Source organism: Nocardiopsis sp. NPDC055879 (genome assembly GCF_053615935.1).
This window is the reverse complement of the sequence record NZ_JBSHCT010000015.1, coordinates 177,592-194,492: the sequence shown is the minus strand read 5'-3', so window position 1 is coordinate 194,492 and position 16,901 is coordinate 177,592. Positions and strand designations below refer to the sequence as shown.

Here is a 16,901-nt window from a genome sequence, read left to right as displayed (position 1 = left end):
CCCGACATCGCCTTGACGCGTGCGGTGCGGGCGGCAACAATCACGCGGCGGGGAAGGAGGGAGAACCCACCCCACCCCGCCAGGCCACCAGCAGGATCACGACCCGAGGCGCCCCACCAACCCACCCCACCCCGCCAGGCCACCAGCAGGATCACGACCCGAGGCGCCCCACCAACCCACCCCACCCCGCCAGGCCACCGGCAGGTTCTCTAGCCGAGGCGCCCCACCCCCCACCCGCCACCCCCCGCCACCCCACACCCACCCACCTACCCTCACCACCCCAGAGTGGAGTTCCGGTTGGTGGACGACTTCTTTCCTGGATGGTGAGGCCTATGACAGGTGTCATCACCAATGCGGGGAGAACCTCATAGCGGATCGCTGACAGCGGTGACTGCATCTCCGGGTCACCTTTTGCGAGGCTGGAGGGTATGGCTTCCAGCGATCCCTCCACACCCCCGGGACCTTCCGGCTCGTCCTCCTGCTCGTCTTCCGACCCGTCTTCCGACGCGTCCGCCGGCCGATCCTCGGACCTGTCTTCCACCCCACATCCCGCCCGCTCCTCCAAAGCCGCCCGTCGGCAGCGCTCTTCCGCCGCACCGGGGCGGGTCTGGCTGGTCGCGCTCGGGGTCGGCGTGGTGGTCGCGGTGCTGGCCGGGCTGTTCGCGCCGGCCCGGTCCACGCCCGCTACCGGGGTGGCCGGGGACGCGCCGCTGGCGGCGGACGTGGAGCGGGTGTTGGGCGACCGAATGGTCGAGGTACAGGGGCTGTCCGTGGCCCGGTTCGACCTCGACGACCCGGATTCGGTGGAATGGGCCGCCGCGGGGAGCTCCGACGGCACCGCGCCGGTCGGTCCGGACACGCCGTTCGAGACCGGCTCGGTGATGAAGGTGATCACCGGGATGTTGCTCGCGGACATGGTGGAGCGGGGAGAGACCTCCCTGGACCGCACTCTCGCGGAGGTCTTCCCCGAGGTCGACTTCGATGATCCCGAGGTCGCCGACATCACCCTTCAGGAACTGGCCACCCACCACTCGGGGCTGCGGGCGACCCCGGACGGGGAGGCCGCGGCGGTCACCTTCCGCTCCATGCTCCTGATCAGCCCGTACGAGGGGGCCACCTCGCCGGTGGACGGGCTCTCGCACACCCGGGCCGGGCCCAAGGACCAATACGTCTACTCCAACCACGGCTTCGCGACCCTCGGGCACGCGCTGGCGGCGGAAGCGGGTGACGACTACCCGGACCTGGTACGCGAGCGCGTCCTCGATCCCATGGGCATGGACGACACCGAGGTCACCGCGCAACGCCCCGAAGGTGGAGCGTTGTCGTACTACGAGCCGGGCGTGCGGGTCGCTCCGTGGACCAACACCGAGTACGCGCCCGCCGGGATCTCCACCTGGAGCACGGTTTCCGACCTGGTCACTCTGGTCGCCGGGGTCGCCGACGGCAGCGCTCCGGGCGCGGACGCCGCCGACGTGGTGCTGGAGGATGTCCGGATCGGTGGGACGCCGTCGGAGGAGGAGCCCGCGACGGAGGCGGGCGGCGACACCGAACTGTCCATGGGGCTGGGTTGGCACGTCCTGGACACCCCCGAGCATGGTGAGGTCACCTTCCACAGCGGGAAGGTCTACGGTTCCTCCACCACGGTCCTGTTCGACGACGAGCGCGCCGTCGTCCTCATGGGCAACAGCTTCACGCTGCAGGAGGGGCCGCTGTCCCTGGGGTTGCTGGGTGACGAACCCGAGGAGGTGCTGTCGGCCCCTCCGAACACCGGGATGAACATGGCGTTGACCCTGCTCCCGCTGTTGCTTCCCCCGGTGCTGTTGCTCGCCCTGATGATCCGCCGCCGCACCTTGCTCACCCAGCGTCCGCTGGACCGCCTGCGAATCGTCTCGCTGAGCCTGGGCGCCGTGGCCTGGTGGGTCTACACCCAGCGCGGCGGTGTGTGGACGGATCTGCCCACCGAACTGTCCGCCGTCGCCGCGGGCATGGTCGCCACCGCGGTCACGGTCGGGGTGTGGCACTGGCGGCGGGTCCCGACGGAGGCGGGGCGATTCCGGTGGCTGCACGTCACGGTGTTCGTGTTCTCGGTGTTGTTCTCCCTGACCCTGCTCTCGCTGATGGTCTACGCCCTCCTCTTCGCCCGACAGTGAACCTTCGGAGGGTAGGAAGGAGGCATGGGACATTCACGGGAAACACACCGCATCCCTTCGGCCGGGCTTTTCCTCTACGACCGTGACTGTGGTTTCTGCCAGCGGTCCGTCTCGTTCGCGCGGGAGCGTGTCCGAACCCGCACCGCTTTCGCGGCCTGGCAGGAGACCGATCTCAAGGCCTTCGGGCTCACCCCGGAGCAGGCCGACGAACAGGCCTGGCTGGTCCGTTCGGACCGGGGCCTGCTGGCCGGCGGTGACGCCGTCGCCGAGACCCTTCGGTCCGGTCGATTCCCCTTCCGGGAACTGGGCCGGCTGATGGCCCTGCCCGGGATGCGGGTGCTCACCCGGGCCGCCTACCGGGTGGTCGCGGCCAACCGGTACCGTCTGCCCGGTGGCGGTGACACCTGTGCCCTTCCGCCCCCACGTGATGGTTGACCCCCAGTAGGAAAGAGGCCCCGCGTTGACCTCGTTGGCCCAGGCCGCCGAAGAGACCATCCCCCTCGGCCCGCTCATCCTGGTGGTGCTGTCCATGCTGGGCGGCACGGTGGCGTTGGTGCTGATGGGGGTCTACGGCGCGCAGCGCAAGATCAAGCCCAACGACTTCTTCGGGGTCCGAACCAGGTTCACCCGGTCGAGTGACACGGCCTGGTACGCGGTGCACGAGGCTTGCGCCCGTTGGTCGATCCTGGGCGGGATCGCCTTCCTGCCCGCGGCGATCGTCACCCCGTTCCTCTCCGACCCCAACGCCCAGATCGTCGCGATCCTGGCGCCCACGACCGTGGGTATGGTGCTGCTGGTGGTGGGGTCCTGGCGTGGGCACAAGGTCGCCCGCGAACGCTTGGCCCGCGAAGCCTCAGGCCGCCCGTAGCCTCCGGCACACCGTCAGCAGCCGCTCGCGCAGCACCGCGCCGCGTTCGGCGAAGTCGCGCTGGTGCTCCATGTACGAGGCCTTGCCCTCGGCCGTCTCGATCCGCACGGGCTCATATCCCCACTCCCGCAGGTCGTAGGGGGAGGCACGCATGTCCAGTGTGCGGATCTCCCTGGACAGCTCGAAGCAGTCCACGATCAACTCGGACGGCACCGCCGGCGTGAGCTTGTACGCCCACTTGTACAGGTCCATGTTGGCGTGCAGGCAACCCGGCTGGTCCAGGTCCACCTGGGTCTCTCGGGTGGGCGAAAGGGCGTTGCGCGGACGCGCGGGCTCGGTGAAGAACCGGAACGCGTCGAAGTGCGAGCACTGGATCCGGTGGGACTCCACCACCCGGTCGGTTCCCTCGTTCCCCAACCGCAGTGGAACCCGGCCGTGGCGAACCTCCGACGTTCGGTACACCATCGCCCACTCGTGCAGACCGAAACAGCCCAGGTGAGCCGGGCGCGAGGCCACCGCCGACAGCAATCGCTCCACGAAGTCGAGCACGGGCCGGGCCGCCAGGAACGCGGGGACGTCCAGGCCCACCCCGCCACCGTCGAGTTCGGTGTAGAAGCGCTCCGACAGTCGCTCGCGCGCGCCCTCCCCGGCCAGGGCCGTGCCCACCCCGGGGTGCCAGCGCCGCAGCCGCGCCGGCTTGAGGTTGTAGTAGGTGAACAGGAAGTCCTCGACCGGGTGCGGTTCGCCCTCGCGGCGTCGCCTCAGGTGGTCGGCGGTGAGCGCGTCGACGCGCTCGGCGTGCCGTTCGGCGCGTTCACGCTGGTCGGTCTCGGCCAACATGGTCCTGGTGGTCCCGGTCATCGTCCCCATCACGGCTTCCAGGGTATGGTCCCCGGTGTGCAGATCCCCACCGACGAACAGATCCGGTCCCTCCACGAGAGGTACGCGCCCAACGCCGAGGCCTTCGAGCGCGTGTACACGCACTGCCAGGTGGTGTGCGCGGTCGCTGAACAGCTCCTCGACCGTGCGCCCGCGAAGGTCGACGTCGACCTGGTCCGGGCGGGCTGCCTGTTGCACGACATCGGTGTCTACCGCCTGGTCGACGCTTCGGGTCGCATCGCCCACGACCGTTACGTGAGCCACGGTGTGCTCGGCCACGAACTCCTCGCCGCCGAGGGGCTGCCCGAGACGCTGTGCCGGTTCTGCTCCCACCACACCGGTGTGGGGGTCACCGCCGACGACGTGCGGTCCCAGGGGTTGCCGATCCCGGTCGCCGACTACCTCGCCGAGACCCCGGAGGAGGAGTTGGTGATGTACGCGGACAAGTTCCACAGCAAGACGCGACCGCCGGTCTTCCACTCCGTGGAGAGCTACGCGGCCAAGGTCCGCCGCTTCGGCGCGGACAAGGAGGTCCGCTTCAAGGCACTCGTGGAGAGCTATGGGGAGCCCGATCTCGCGGAGCTCTCCGCCAGGTTCGGTCACCGCACGCTCTAGCCGGACTAGTTGGACTGTTGCACCGGAAGGTGCCGGCCCAGGTATCCCACGTACACGCGGTTGCTGGTCTCCGGTCCCAGGTCGGGGAAGAAGTACAGCCGCGGGCAGATGCCGTATTCGATGTCCAGCTTGATGTGCGCGTACATCGGTACCCGCCCGGTCGGGTCCACCTCGTGCGGCACCCGGAAGAACCGCTTCTCGTTGAGTTTTCCGCGGTTGCGCACGTAGTCCGACTCCTGTGACGCCAGCCGTTTGACCGGGATCACCCGGTAGCCGTCCGGGGGATCACGCAGGTAGGAGTGGAACCCGAGCCCGCTGCCGGGGTTGTCGAACTGGTAGCGGGCGTAATCGTTGAGCGCGAGCAGCGCTTCCCAGGCCCGGGTCACCCACAGGGCCTCCTTGCGGCTGTCGGCCAGTTCGTACACCGTCTGGTCCTCCAGGGTGAAGAACAGGTGTGGCAGCACGACGTCGTCGGTGATGCGCTCCAACAGCTCGGCCACGCTCGTGGGCGGTCGCCGTTCGGGGTCGTTCGGGGCGGGGGTGGCGGCCAAGCGGAACAGACCCTCCTCGCGGGCGCGTTCGCGCAGCCAACGCGCCTCGTAACGGGCGGACCGGGTGCCCTCCCTCGCGGTGTTCAGCTCCTCGGCCAGGTCCGCGCTCTCGTCGAGTAGTTGCCGGCGTTCCTCCGACAGATCCCCGATGCGTGTGTTGAGCCGGCGTACCTCCTCCCGAAGCCGTTGGAGTTGCTGTTCCTGGGCCTTGGCGGCGGCCAGCTCCGCGGTGGTCGCCGAGTCCTGTTCCGACCTGTGTGCGATGGCGTGCTCCGGTCCGTTGGTCGGTGCGGGAGCGAGTGAGGTGGGGTCTTGGCGCAGGTCATCGGTCTCTTCGCGCAGGAGGGTGTCGATCGCCCTGAGCGCTTCGGGTAGTCCCAGGGCCACGGCGTTGTCGCGCACCCGCCGGGACAGGGCGGCGCCGACCCAGTTGCGCAGGCGTTCGCCGTCCCGCGCCGTGTCCAGGGTGGAGGGGCTCATCCGGGGGTGTCGTGAGGAGTCCGCCTCGTCCCGGGGGTCCACCGAAGGCAGGAACGTGCGTACACCGCCGGCGGGTATGTCCAGGTCACGGGGGAGGATCGCGGCCATGCGATCCAGCGCCGCGGCGTCCAGCACGTATCCGGCGCACATGCCGGTGCAGCGGGACAGGGCACCGGCCATGGAACCACGCCAGGCGGCCACGGTCACGTCCCCGGGGGCGCCGGTGGCGACGATCGCCAGGCGTCTGAGCGGATCACGGATGGCCGAGAGCAGGGCGGCCACGTCGGTGTCGTCGCGCCCCCGCACGATCCGGGGGGCGGGCGGCAGCGCGTGGGCGCCGTCATGGGCGTTGACCGCCTCCAACAGCATGCGCGCGGCCTCGGGGGGCATCACCTCCAGGCGGGTGACCTCCGGGGAGATACCGGGCGCGGGGTCGACGGTCATGTCCAGCCACAGGTAACGCCAGGGGGAGAGTTCGGGGTCGACCACCACGGTGACCAGGGTGCGCCACACCCCGTCGGGTTTGTCGGACTCGGTGGTCAGCCGTAGGAAGGTGAGGCCCTCGTCGGTGTTGTCGTGCCGGGCGATCAAGGCCCGGGACCGATTGCTGAGGTCGTAGCGACCCGAGGAGCCGAAGTCCACGCGCGCTCCGGAGTTCCCGCGTTTGCTCAACCACCGTGAGAGAACCGTCGAGGCGACGGCGGCGAGATCCCCGTCGTCGTCCGGGACGGCGACGAGCGTGCGGTAGACGAGCGGCAATGGCACTCCCGGGTTCCCGTCGACGGCGGTGGACCCGAGGGCCTGTCCGAACACGCTGGCAGGGCCCTCTCCCACCACTGTGTATCAAGGACCGCTCCCGCGCCAGCCGGTCAGCGTAAGAACCGTACGTGATCGTGTGCTCCAGTGTGGCCAACTCGGAGACCGGCTTTGGCAAGGGTGGACAAGCGCGATTCCGTTCCCGGGGTCTAGCGTCGCGGACATGACCACGCACCCGTTCTGGCTCGCCGGCACCGCGACCACCGGCGACACCGAGATGACCGTCCTCAACCCCTACACCGGCGAGGCCGCGGGCACCGTGTCCGTGCCCACCCCGGAGCAGGTGCAGGAGGCCGTGGCCGCCGCGCACACGGTCGCCTCGCGCGCCGCCGCGCTGCCCGCGCACGTCAAGGCCACCGCCCTGGACCACATCGCCCGGCGCATCGGTGAGCGCTCCGAGGAGATCGCCCAGGTGATCACCGCCGAGAGCGGCAAGCCGATCAAGTGGTCCAGGGTGGAGGCCGGGCGCGCCGCGTCCGTCTTCCGCTGGGCCGCCGAGGAGGCCCGTCGGGACAGTGGGGATCTCCAGCGACTGGACACCGACGCCGGTGGTACCGGCCGCATGGCCCTGATCCGCCGCGTGCCCAAGGGTCCGGTCCTGGGCATCTCCCCGTTCAACTTCCCGATCAACCTGGTCGCGCACAAGATCGCGCCCGCGATCGCGGTGGGCGCGCCCATCATCCTCAAGCCCGCGCCGGCTACCCCCATCACCGCGCTGTTGCTCGGCGAGATCATCGCCGAGACCGAGTTGCCCGCCGGCATGGTGTCCGTACTGCCCATGCCGAACGAGTCCGCGGCCGCGCTCATCACCGACGAGCGTCTGCCCGTTGTCTCCTTCACCGGCGGCGCCTTCGGCTGGGAGATCCAGCGCCGCGCCCCGCACAAGCACGTCACCCTGGAACTCGGGGGCAACGCCGCCGCGGTCGTGCTGGACGACGCCGACCTGGACTGGGCGGCCCGACGCGTGGCCCTGTTCGGTAACAACCAGGCCGGCCAGGTGTGCATCGGTGTGCAGCGGGTCGTGGTCACCGACACCGTGCACGACGAGTTCGTGCGGCTTCTGGTCGACCGGGTCGAGGAACTCGGTACCGGCGATCCCGCCGATGACAAGACCGACGTGGGCCCGATGGTCGACGAGCCCGCCGCCGAACGCGTGGCCGCCTGGGTGGAGGAGGCGGTGTCCGCGGGGGCGCGCGTGCTCACCGGCGGTACCCGCGACGGCGTGACCGTGGCGCCCACCGTCCTGGCCGACGCCCCCGCCGACGCCAAGGTGGTGCGCGAGGAGATCTTCGGTCCGGTCCTGGTGATCCAGCGGGTCGCCGACACCGACGCCGCCTTCGCCGCGGTCAACGACAGTGCCTTCGGGCTCCAGGCCGGCGTGTTCACCCGGGACCTGCCCACCGCCTTCCGGGCCCACCGGGAGCTGGAGGTCGGCGGCGTGGTGGTCGGCGACGTCCCGACCTTCCGCGCCGACCAGATGCCCTACGGCGGGGTCAAGGGCTCCGGTGTGGGCAAGGAGGGCGTGCGTTCGGCGATGACCGACCTCACCGACGAGCGTGTCCTGGTCCTCACCGGCATCGACCTGTAGGGGTCCGCGCACGCGAGTGGCCGGTGACCGCGGAGCAGGAGTGGCGGTCACCGGCCGTGGGTGAGGGAGGTCTACAGTCCCGAGGCCCGCTCGTACAGGTGCCGGGCCTCGGAGCCCAGCCGTGGCCCGTACTGGATGGTGCGGTCGTCGGCGTACTTGAAGCTCACCACCGAGGCGATGTTCCCCTGCCCGGTGGACGGGTCGAAGTCGGCGAACCACGGTCCTCCGCTGGACCCCTGGGTCATGGAGCAGCGGACCCCGTTGGCGGTGGTACCACCGGTGTCCGGGACCGTCCGGCCCGAACAGTAGTGCAGGTTCTTGCCGTCGAAGGGTGAGGCGGACGGGTAGCCGAACGTGTACACCTGCACGCCCTGGTTCACCCGATCCTCGGTCCAGGTGTCGAAGGAGAGCCGCTGGGACCCGACCCGCTCCTGAACGGTGGTGGAGTCGGCCTCGTTGAGCACGACCATCGCGAAGTCGTAGCTGTCGTCCGCCTCCTTCGCCCACTTGGGGGAGACGATCAGGTCGCGGGCGGTGAACTTGCCGTGGGGGGCGTCACCGTCGTCGTGACCGGGCACGAAGGTCCAGTTGCGGGCCCAGGCGCCCTTTCCGTCCTTGGCGCAGTGACCGGCGGTCACCAGGGTGCTCTCGTTGGCGGAGTCCACGACGGAGGCCGAACAGGTGAAGTCGCGCCCGTCCATGGTCAGGTACACCTTGCCGGTGGTGCGGGTGACGAGTCCGCCGTCGTTCCAGGTCTCGCCCTCGCTGTCGGGCCGGGCGGCCTGCGGTTCCACGGCGTCGTCGGTGGGGGCCTGGAGCGTGGGCTCGGTGATCTCCAGGGCGGAGTCGACCAGGGCGGTGATGGGTCGCGCGGCGGCCATGCGCTCGTCGGTCCAGTAGTCGAGGATCTCGGCGTGCTGGTCCTGGGTGACCGCGCCGGCCTGGTGGGCCACCCCGTCCACTCGGGTGGTGGGCGAGTGGCCGGCCTGGGTGACGGCCGACGTGGGTGCGGGAAGATTGTCGATCATCGCCAAGCCCGCGAGGGCGACGGTGGCGGCGGCCAGCGGGGCGATGACCTTGTATTTGGTGGACGAGGTCATGGCCCGATCTTTGCACACTCGCGGTTATCGAATGGCTACTTTGGGTTTGTGTCCTCGGTTTTTCGGGAAGAAGGCCCGGACGCCCTCGGCGGAGGGCGTCCGGGCCGCCGATTCGGAAACGGTCCCGCCTTATCGGGTGAAGGGGATGCTCACCTGAGTGGGCGTCTCCTCGGGAGAGGTCACCTCGACCCTGTTCCCGGTCCGGCTCTCCGCGGTGTAACGGGCGTCGCGGCTGTCCACCACGACCGCCAGTCGATGCCCGGCCGGAACGTCCCACACCACCGAGGACAGCTCGGTCTCCACCGTCACGGGCTCACCCGGGGTGGCGTCGCGCAACGTGTAGGGCGCGTGGCTCAGCAGCGAGCCGGTGCCCCGGTCGTTGATCGCGTACAGGTACACGAACACCGACTGGTCGGCGGCGGTCGGAGTGACCGTGAACGTCACCTCGGGGGTGCCGGCCACGCGTGCGCCGTCGGGATAGGTGGGGCTGGTCCACACGGCCGCCCGGTACCGGTCCACGGTGGGCAGCAGGACCCCGGTGGGAACGTCGAAGAACTGCTGGAGCGCGCCGGAGAGCAGCACGGTGCCGCTCTCGGCGGTGCTGCCGACCCCGGTCCGGAAGTCGTAGTCCCAACCGGTCTGCGGCTCCGCCTCCATCGCCCCGGTGCTCTGCCAGCGCAGCCAGTCCTTGCTGGGCTCGCCGAGGTAGTACTCATCGGTGTCGGTGGTCACCGACGGCCAGTCGGCGTGCGAGGACCACTCGCTTCCGTTGTTGGGCTTGACGAGCACGGGCTGCTCGGTGTCGATGCCGTTGTCCTCGCCCTTGAGGTGGTGGTCGAACCAGCGTCCCAGGTCCTCCCAGACCTCGTTGGGCAGGCCGAACGCGCCGAACGCCTCGGCGGTGGCGTGGTCGCCGGGGGTGAGCATCATGCGCTTGGGGCCGGAGAGCTCCTCGTAGAAGTCGGCCATGTGCCCGACGGGGAACATGCCGTCGTTCCAACCGTGCGCGATCATCACGGCGGTTCCGTTGGCGTTGAGCCGATCCACCTTGGTGCTCGCGGAACGGTCCGGGGCCATCTCCAGGATGGGGTCGACGTTGCCGCCGCGGTACTCGTGCTCGACCTCCCGGAGTAGTTCACCGGGACGTCCGACCAGGTTGCCGGCGAGGAGCAGTAGTTCGGCGGACTGTACGTCGATGGTCTCGTTCGGGTAGAGGGAGGCCTCCAGGTCGGCCCAGCCGCTCATGGAACCGACGACCTTGACCCGCTCGTCCTCGGCGGCGGTCAGCAGGCTGATGCCCGCGCCGTAGGAGATGCCGGCCATGCCGATGCGGTCGGCGTCGGAGTCGGTGTTGGCCAGGGCCCAGTCGATGACGGCACTGGCGTCGGCCCGGTCCTCGGGGCCGGCGACCTCGATGCCGCCGCCGGAGTCCCAGAAGCCGCGCGAGCTGTAGGTGACGACCTGGTAGCCGGACTCCTCGGCCAGCTTCTTGGCGGCGCCCACGTAGAGGAGGTGCGGGGTGCCCCAGGCGGACGGCATGACCAGCAGCGGGTGCGGGCCCTCCACGCCGGTGGGGGTGATCACCTTGGCCTTCAGCTCGGTGCCGTCGTGGCTGACGATGGTCTCGTAGCCGATCGTGGAGCCGACGCTCTGCGCGGCGGCGGGGGCGGGGGAGAGGAGCGCGGCGGCCAGGACTGACGCCACGAGGATGGACAGGATCCGGGGGAGCGCGCCGCTCAGGGCGCCTCTGGGGGTGGGGGTCATTCGAAACCTCGAAGGGGGAGGGGCGGGGAGGCTCCGATGGGTCGCGCCGGCGCCATCGGGGGAGGGTCGGGGTGCGTGTTCGGTCGTGCCCGACCGTGCTCGGCGTCACTTTCTACTGTGGCGTAACTTACTCACCGGTTAAGTTAGGCGAACGACGTTCCCGTGTAAAGCCCCGGCCGTCTCCCCGACGTTTCCGCGTTGTCCACAGGCCCCCGACGCCGATCCGAGAATTGGGCGACAATGGAGGGGTGCGAGAAGAACAGCAGCGAACAGTAGTGATCCTCGGGTCCACCGGTTCCATCGGTACCCAGGCCATCGACATCGTCCAGCGCAACCCCGAACGTTTCCGCGTGGTGGGTCTGGCCGCCGGCGGTGGGAGGGTGGACCTGCTCGCCAAGCAGGCCGTGCGGCTCGGCGTCGAACGAGTGGCCGTGGCCGATGAGTCCCGAGCGGCCGAGCTCACCCGCCTGTTGACCGAACAGGGCTCCTCCGCCCAGGTGCTGACCGGTGGTGAGGGCGTGGCCGCGCTGGCCGGGAACCCCTGCGACGTCGTCCTCAACGGCATCACCGGGGCCCTGGGGCTGGAGTCCACGCTCGCCGCGCTGCGCGCCGGCGCCACCCTGGCCTTGGCCAACAAGGAGTCCCTCATCATCGGCGGTCCGCTGGTGCGCGACCTGGCCGCACCCGGCCAGATCGTCCCGGTCGACTCCGAGCACTACGCCCTCGCCCAGTGCTTCCCGTACCGACCAGAGGGCGAGCTCACCAGCCCCGCCCAGGGTCTGGTCCGCGCCGAGCTTTCGGAGGTGCGGCGCCTGGTCGTCACGGCCAGTGGCGGGCCCTTCCGCGGCCGCCGGGCCGAGGAACTGGCGAACGTCACGCCCGAACAGGCGTTGAACCACCCCACCTGGAGCATGGGACCGGTCATCACCGTCAACTCCGCCACCCTGGTCAACAAGGGGCTGGAGGTGATCGAGGCCAACCTGCTGTTCGACGTTCCCTTCGATCGCATCGACGTGGTCGTCCACCCGCAGTCGATCGTGCACTCGATGGTCGAGTACGTGGACGGCACGACCCTGGCCAAGGCCAGCCCGCCCAGCATGATGATCCCCATCGCCTACGGCATGAGCGCCCCGGAACGCGTCCCGGACGCCGCCCCCGGCATGGACTGGACCAAGGCGCAGAGCTGGACCTTCGAGCCGCTCGACCACGAGGCCTTCCCCGCGGTGCGCATCGCGGCCGAAGTCGGTGTAGCCGGCGGCACCGCCCCGGCGGTGTACAACGCGGCCAACGAGGAGGCGGTCGACGCGTTCCTGCGTGGGAACCTCGCGTTCCCGGCGATCATGGACACCGTGTCCCGGGTAGTCTCGGAACACCAGCGGACGGATCGGCCGGGTTCCACGCCCCTGACCCTGGACGACGTCTACGCCGCAGACACCTGGGCCCGAACCCGCGCTCGCGAACTGCTCGCCCGCGGCTGAGGACCGACCTGGCTTGAGGAGAGATACATGGTCGTGCTGTTGACCGTGGTCGGCATCATCCTGCTCGTCCTGGGACTGCTGTTCTCGATCGCCTGGCATGAGCTCGGCCACATGGCCACGGCCAAGATGTTCGGCATCAAGTGCACCGAGTTCATGGTCGGGTTCGGAAAGACCCTGTGGTCCACCCGCAAGGGCGAGACCGAGTACGGCATCAAGGCGGTGCCACTGGGCGGGTTCGTGCGGATGGTCGGGATGCTCCCGCCCGCCCGCCGTACCGAGGACCAGGGCGCCCGTAAGATGTCGCGCTGGCGGGCCCTGGCCGAGGACGCCCGCGAGGCCTCCTACGTGGAGTTGTCCCCCGAGGACGAGGACCGTCAGTTCTACCAGCGTTCCCCGTGGAAGCGGCTGATCGTCATGTTCGCCGGCCCGGGCATGAACCTGGTGCTGGGAACGGTGCTGCTCGGCGTGCTCTTCATGGGCATCGGTGTGTACCAGGACACCAACGAGGTCGGTGTCGTCAACGAGTGCGTGGTCCCACAGAGCGCCTCCATCACCGAGTGCACCGACGACCTGCCGGCCACCCCCGCCCACGAGGCCGGGCTGCTGCCGGGTGACGTCGTGGTGTCCGTGGGCGGTACCGACACCCCCGACTGGGCTTCGGCCAGCCGTGAGATCCGGGTGTCGGACGGCCCCACCGAGTTCGGCATCGAACGCGACGGCGAAGAGCTCACCACCGAGGTGGACATCGTCCAGAGCGAGCTGCCCGCCCGCGACCAGGCCGGTGAGATCGTCTACGAGACCGACGAGGACGGCGACAACGTCTACGACGAGAGCGGCCGTCGGATCCCGGCCGTGGAGACCGTCGGCTTCCTGGGCATCCACTTCGCCAAGGAACGCGGCACGCTCACCGTGGCCGAGTCCGCCGGTGAGGTCGGCGAGATGCTGGTCGGCGTCGGTCAGGCCATCGTGGCGCTGCCGAGCAAGGTTCCCGAGGTGTTCGGCGCGGCCTTCCTGGGCGAGCAGCGCACCGAGGACTCTCCCGTGGGCATCGTCGGTATCTCCCGCATCGGCGGCGAGATCATGTCGCAGGGTCTGCCCCTGGTGGATACCGCGGCGATGATGATCAGCATCCTGGCCGGCGTCAACTTCTTCCTGTTCGCCTTCAACATGGTGCCGATCCTGCCGCTGGACGGCGGGCACATGGCCGGGGCGCTCTGGGAGTCCATCAAGAGGTGGACGGCGCGTCTGTTCAAGCGGCCCGACCCGGGCCCGGTGGACATCGCGTTGCTCACCCCGGTGGCCTATGTCGTGGTGGTGTGTTTCCTGGTGTTCAGCGTGATCCTGCTCGTGGCGGATCTGGTCAATCCGGTCATGTTGTTCGGTTGAACGGTGTGAGTGCCACCACGAGAGGCCGGGCACCGGCTCCGGGGCGGGTAACCTTGGACGAGCGTTCCGGGAACGACGGCAACGGCCCTGGCCGACCGGACGGAGCACCCGAACGTGGATCCGGGCGCCGCCGCGCCCTTCTCACGAACCGCGACATCAATTGCCGCCGTCCCTTGCCGGTGGCAGACGAGGTGAATCAAGCGTGACCGTCGATCTCGGTATCCCCGTCACCCCTCCGCGTCCTCTGGCCACGCGCCGCGAGACACGGCAGATCATGGTCGGGAACGTCCCCGTGGGCGGGGACGCTCCGGTGTCCGTGCAGTCGATGACGACCACCCGCACCTCCGACATCAACGCGACCCTGCAGCAGATCGCCGAGCTCACCGCCTCGGGTTGCCAGATCGTCCGTGTGGCCGTGCCCACCAACGACGACGCCGACGCGCTGCCGATCATCGCCAAGAAGTCGCAGATCCCGGTGATCGCGGACATCCACTTCCAGCCCAAGTACGTGTTCGCGGCCATCGACGCGGGCTGCGCGGCGGTACGCGTCAACCCGGGCAACATCAAGAAGTTCGACGACAAGGTCGCCGAGATCGCCAAGGCCGCGAACGACGCGGGCACCCCGATCCGCATCGGCGTCAACGCCGGTTCGCTCGACAAGCGCCTGCTGGCCAAGTACGGCAAGGCCACCCCCGAGGCCCTCGTGGAGTCGGCGCTGTGGGAGTGCTCCCTGTTTGAGGAGCACGGTTTTCGCGACATCAAGATCTCGGTCAAGCACAACGACCCGGTCGTGATGGTCAACGCCTACCGTCTGCTGTCGCAGGCCTGCGACTACCCGCTGCACCTGGGCGTCACCGAGGCCGGTCCGGCCTTCCAGGGCACGATCAAGTCCTCGGTGGCCTTCGGCGCGCTCCTCTCGGAGGGCATCGGCGACACCATCCGCGTCTCCTTGTCCGCGCCGCCGGCCGAGGAGGTCAAGGTCGGCAACCAGATCCTGGAGTCGTTGGGTCTGCGTGAGCGCGGTCTGGAGATCGTCTCCTGCCCGAGCTGTGGTCGCGCCCAGGTGGACGTGTACACGCTGGCCGAAGAGGTCACCGCGGGCCTGGAGGGCATGGAGGTGCCGCTGCGCGTGGCCGTCATGGGCTGCGTCGTCAATGGTCCGGGTGAGGCGCGCGACGCCGACCTGGGTGTGGCCTCCGGCAATGGCAAGGGCCAGATCTTCGTCAAGGGCGAGGTCATCAAGACCGTCCCCGAGTCCAAGATCGTGGAGACCCTCATCGAGGAGGCCCTGCGCATCGCCGAGGAGATGGGCGAGGCCGGCGTGGAGGGTGAGCCCAGCGTGTCCGTGGGCTGACGCCACCTTCTCCCCGAGTGCTTCGCGAAAGGGGGAGCGCGGTCGAACACCGTGCTCCCCCTTTCGCGTGCTCGGGGTCGGGGGCGTCAGACCGTGTGTCGTGCGTCACGTGGCGGTGCGTTTTCTTGTCCCGGTGCGCATGAATGCCCTGCGAAAACCCGACAAACGCAATGAATGTGGGTCATGTTACTCAGGCAACACCATTAACGTTGCCTAGGGCACATTTCGGGAGACCCCCACCGTGCCGATCCCACTGATCAGCGAGGAGACAATTCGTGGTGGAGCAGAAGACACCCGCGCGGGTGGGCGCGGGCGTGCCCACGCTTGGTCGACGCCTGTCCAGGCGCAAGCCGGTCGAGAAGTTGGTGGCCGAGACCGAGAGCGGGCACGGGCTGCGCCGCACGATGGGCTTTTGGCAGCTGTCCATGATCGGCATCGGCGCCACTCTGGGCACCGGCATCTTCGTCGTCCTCGGTGAGGCCGTCCCGATCGCCGGTCCCGCCGTCATCCTCTCGTTCGTCCTGGCCGGCGTCACCGCGCTCTTCTCCGCCCTGGCCTACGCGGAGATGGCCGGGATGATCCCCGCGTCCGGCTCCGCCTACTCATACTCCTACGCCACGATGGGCGAGTTCATGGCCTGGGTGTGCGGCTGGTGCCTCATGCTCACCTACGGGGTCTCGGTGGCCGCCGTCGGCGTCGGCTGGGGGCAGTACATCGACGAACTGCTTCAGCTGACCACCGGGCTGTCGATGCCCGAGGCGTTCCTGGTCGGCCCCCTCGAAGGCGGGCTGATCAACCTGCCCGCCGCCATCGTGGTGCTGCTGTCGATGTTCGCCCTGCTGGTCGGGGTCAGGGAGAGTACCCGCGCCAACGCCGTCATGGTCGCCGTCAAGGTGGCCGTGCTGGTCATGTTCGTGGCCATCGCCGTCACCGCGGTCCAGGACGGCAACTTCGCCCCCTTCATGCCCATGGGCATGGCGGGAGTCTCCGCCGCGGGCGCCACCCTGTTCTTCTCCTACATCGGCTTCGACTCCGCCTCCACCGCCAGCGAGGAGGCCAAGAACCCGCAGCGCGACCTGCCTCGCGCCATCATGTTCTCGATGATCGTGGTCACCGCGATCTACTGCCTGGTGGCGTTCAGCGCCGTGGGTGCCATCAACTGGACCGAGTTCGTCGAGGGGCGGACCTCCCTCGCCGGCATCCTCACCGTCGTCACCGGCACCCCGATCTGGGCGGTCATCTTCGCCGCCGGCGCCGTCCTGGCCCTGGCCAGCGTCGTGCTGGTGGTCCTGTACAGCCAGACCCGCATCCTCTACGCGATGTCGCGCGACGGCCTGATCCCCAAGGCCTTCTCCAAGGTCGACGCCAAGGGCACCCCGCGCGCCAACACCGTCATCACCTCGGTGCTCATCGCGCTGCTGGCGGCGCTCGTCCCGCTGGGTCCGCTCGCCGACGCGACCGCCATCGGCACGCTGTTCGCCTTCGCCCTGGTCAACGTGGCCGTCCTGGTGCTGCGCCGGAACCGCCCCGACCTCAAGCGTGCCTTCCGGATGCCCGGCGCTCCGGTGACCCCGGTCCTGGGTGTCCTGGCCTGCGCCTACCTCATGTTCAGCATGTCGCTGAGCGTATGGATCGCCTTCGGCGTCTGGTTGGCGCTGGGGCTGGCGATCTACTTCGGCTACAGCATGCGTCGCTCGGAGCTGGAGCGGGAGGACACGGTCGAAGTCAACGCTTGACCGGCCCGTTCGCGCATCGATCCGTCGTCGAAACGGCATAACTCGCAACGGAACGTCGTTTCGGCGCACGGATCCGACGCCTTGTCGCGCCTAGAGTGGACGCGGTCCGAAGACGATCCACCAGGGAGGACGGACG

At 69.3% G+C, this 16,901-nt stretch carries 13 protein-coding genes; 9 read left to right on the top strand and 4 right to left on the bottom strand.

Going from position 1 to position 16,901, the window contains the following annotated elements:
* Nucleotides 1-428: 428 nt before the first annotated feature.
* From ACWGKS_RS19520 to ACWGKS_RS19510, 3 genes are read left to right on the top strand one after another with little or no spacing between them, the layout of a single operon-like run.
* Nucleotides 429-2,150: a serine hydrolase domain-containing protein gene (locus ACWGKS_RS19520; RefSeq protein WP_358513780.1), complete on the top strand. Its 1,722-nt coding sequence runs from the start codon at nt 429-431 to the stop codon at nt 2,148-2,150.
* Nucleotides 2,151-2,174: 24 nt separating this feature from the next.
* Nucleotides 2,175-2,585: a thiol-disulfide oxidoreductase DCC family protein gene (locus tag ACWGKS_RS19515; RefSeq protein WP_452523437.1), complete on the top strand. Its 411-nt coding sequence runs from the start codon at nt 2,175-2,177 to the stop codon at nt 2,583-2,585.
* Nucleotides 2,586-2,610: 25 nt separating this feature from the next.
* Nucleotides 2,611-3,018 carry an SdpI family protein gene (locus ACWGKS_RS19510; RefSeq protein ID WP_358513784.1) on the top strand — a complete coding sequence of 136 codons (408 nt, stop codon included), beginning with the start codon at nt 2,611-2,613 and terminating at the stop codon, nt 3,016-3,018.
* On the opposite strand, the gene ACWGKS_RS19505 is transcribed toward ACWGKS_RS19510, so the two are convergent.
* Complete coding sequence (locus ACWGKS_RS19505) at nt 3,004-3,888, bottom strand: 3-methyladenine DNA glycosylase (RefSeq protein ID WP_452523447.1); 885 nt, start codon at nt 3,886-3,888, stop codon at nt 3,004-3,006. The genes ACWGKS_RS19510 and ACWGKS_RS19505 overlap by 15 nt on opposite strands.
* Nucleotides 3,889-3,915: 27 nt before the next feature.
* On the opposite strand from ACWGKS_RS19505, the gene ACWGKS_RS19500 reads away from it, so the two are divergent.
* Entirely contained in the window at nt 3,916-4,512 is a 597-nt protein-coding gene (locus tag ACWGKS_RS19500; RefSeq protein WP_452523435.1) for an HD domain-containing protein, read from the top strand.
* A 5-nt stretch (nt 4,513-4,517) separates the two neighbouring features.
* Here the strand turns inward: ACWGKS_RS19500 and ACWGKS_RS19495 are convergent, their stop codons facing one another.
* Nucleotides 4,518-6,302, bottom strand: a complete 1,785-nt coding sequence (locus ACWGKS_RS19495; RefSeq protein WP_358513834.1) for a coiled-coil domain-containing protein — start codon at nt 6,300-6,302, stop codon at nt 4,518-4,520.
* Between the two features lie 220 nt (nt 6,303-6,522).
* Between ACWGKS_RS19495 and ACWGKS_RS19490 the strand changes: the two genes are divergently transcribed.
* Nucleotides 6,523-7,947, top strand: a complete 1,425-nt coding sequence (locus ACWGKS_RS19490; protein ID WP_452523433.1) for an aldehyde dehydrogenase family protein — start codon at nt 6,523-6,525, stop codon at nt 7,945-7,947.
* Between the two features lie 71 nt (nt 7,948-8,018).
* Here the strand turns inward: ACWGKS_RS19490 and ACWGKS_RS19485 are convergent, their stop codons facing one another.
* Both ACWGKS_RS19485 and ACWGKS_RS19480 read right to left on the bottom strand, forming a co-directional pair.
* Nucleotides 8,019-9,047 carry a trypsin-like serine peptidase gene (locus ACWGKS_RS19485; RefSeq protein ID WP_358513790.1) on the bottom strand — a complete coding sequence of 343 codons (1,029 nt, stop codon included), beginning with the start codon at nt 9,045-9,047 and terminating at the stop codon, nt 8,019-8,021.
* Between the two features lie 129 nt (nt 9,048-9,176).
* The gene (locus ACWGKS_RS19480; protein ID WP_452455299.1) at nt 9,177-10,811 is read right to left on the bottom strand and encodes a CocE/NonD family hydrolase; all 1,635 of its coding nucleotides are present in this window, start codon (nt 10,809-10,811) and stop codon (nt 9,177-9,179) included.
* A gap of 275 nt (nt 10,812-11,086) precedes the next feature.
* Here ACWGKS_RS19480 and dxr point away from each other — a divergent pair, with 275 nt between their 5' ends.
* From dxr to ACWGKS_RS19460, 4 genes are all read left to right on the top strand, one after another.
* The gene (gene dxr, locus ACWGKS_RS19475) at nt 11,087-12,289 is read left to right on the top strand and encodes a 1-deoxy-D-xylulose-5-phosphate reductoisomerase (RefSeq protein ID WP_452455364.1); all 1,203 of its coding nucleotides are present in this window, start codon (nt 11,087-11,089) and stop codon (nt 12,287-12,289) included.
* Nucleotides 12,290-12,316: 27 nt separating this feature from the next.
* Nucleotides 12,317-13,675, top strand: coding sequence for a M50 family metallopeptidase (locus tag ACWGKS_RS19470; protein WP_358513794.1), 1,359 nt, complete (start codon nt 12,317-12,319; stop codon nt 13,673-13,675).
* 202 nt (nt 13,676-13,877) lie between these two features.
* Nucleotides 13,878-15,029: a flavodoxin-dependent (E)-4-hydroxy-3-methylbut-2-enyl-diphosphate synthase gene (gene ispG, locus ACWGKS_RS19465; protein WP_358513796.1), complete on the top strand. Its 1,152-nt coding sequence runs from the start codon at nt 13,878-13,880 to the stop codon at nt 15,027-15,029.
* Nucleotides 15,030-15,304: 275 nt separating this feature from the next.
* Nucleotides 15,305-16,765: an amino acid permease gene (locus ACWGKS_RS19460; RefSeq protein ID WP_358513798.1), complete on the top strand. Its 1,461-nt coding sequence runs from the start codon at nt 15,305-15,307 to the stop codon at nt 16,763-16,765.
* Nucleotides 16,766-16,901: the final 136 nt, after the last annotated feature.

What these genes read in the sequence shown, in the direction of transcription:
- ACWGKS_RS19490 (WP_452523433.1), top strand. Translation starts at nt 6,523, where the DNA reads ATGACCACGCACCCGTTCTGGCTCGCCGGCACCGCGACCACCGGCGAC.
- ACWGKS_RS19480 (WP_452455299.1), bottom strand. Translation starts at nt 10,811, where the DNA reads ATGACCCCCACCCCCAGAGGCGCCCTGAGCGGCGCGCTCCCCCGGATC.
- ACWGKS_RS19485 (WP_358513790.1), bottom strand. Translation starts at nt 9,047, where the DNA reads ATGACCTCGTCCACCAAATACAAGGTCATCGCCCCGCTGGCCGCCGCC.
- ACWGKS_RS19505 (WP_452523447.1), bottom strand. Translation starts at nt 3,888, where the DNA reads ATGGGGACGATGACCGGGACCACCAGGACCATGTTGGCCGAGACCGAC.
- ACWGKS_RS19515 (WP_452523437.1), top strand. Translation starts at nt 2,175, where the DNA reads ATGGGACATTCACGGGAAACACACCGCATCCCTTCGGCCGGGCTTTTC.
- ACWGKS_RS19520 (WP_358513780.1), top strand. Translation starts at nt 429, where the DNA reads ATGGCTTCCAGCGATCCCTCCACACCCCCGGGACCTTCCGGCTCGTCC.
- ACWGKS_RS19470 (WP_358513794.1), top strand. Translation starts at nt 12,317, where the DNA reads ATGGTCGTGCTGTTGACCGTGGTCGGCATCATCCTGCTCGTCCTGGGA.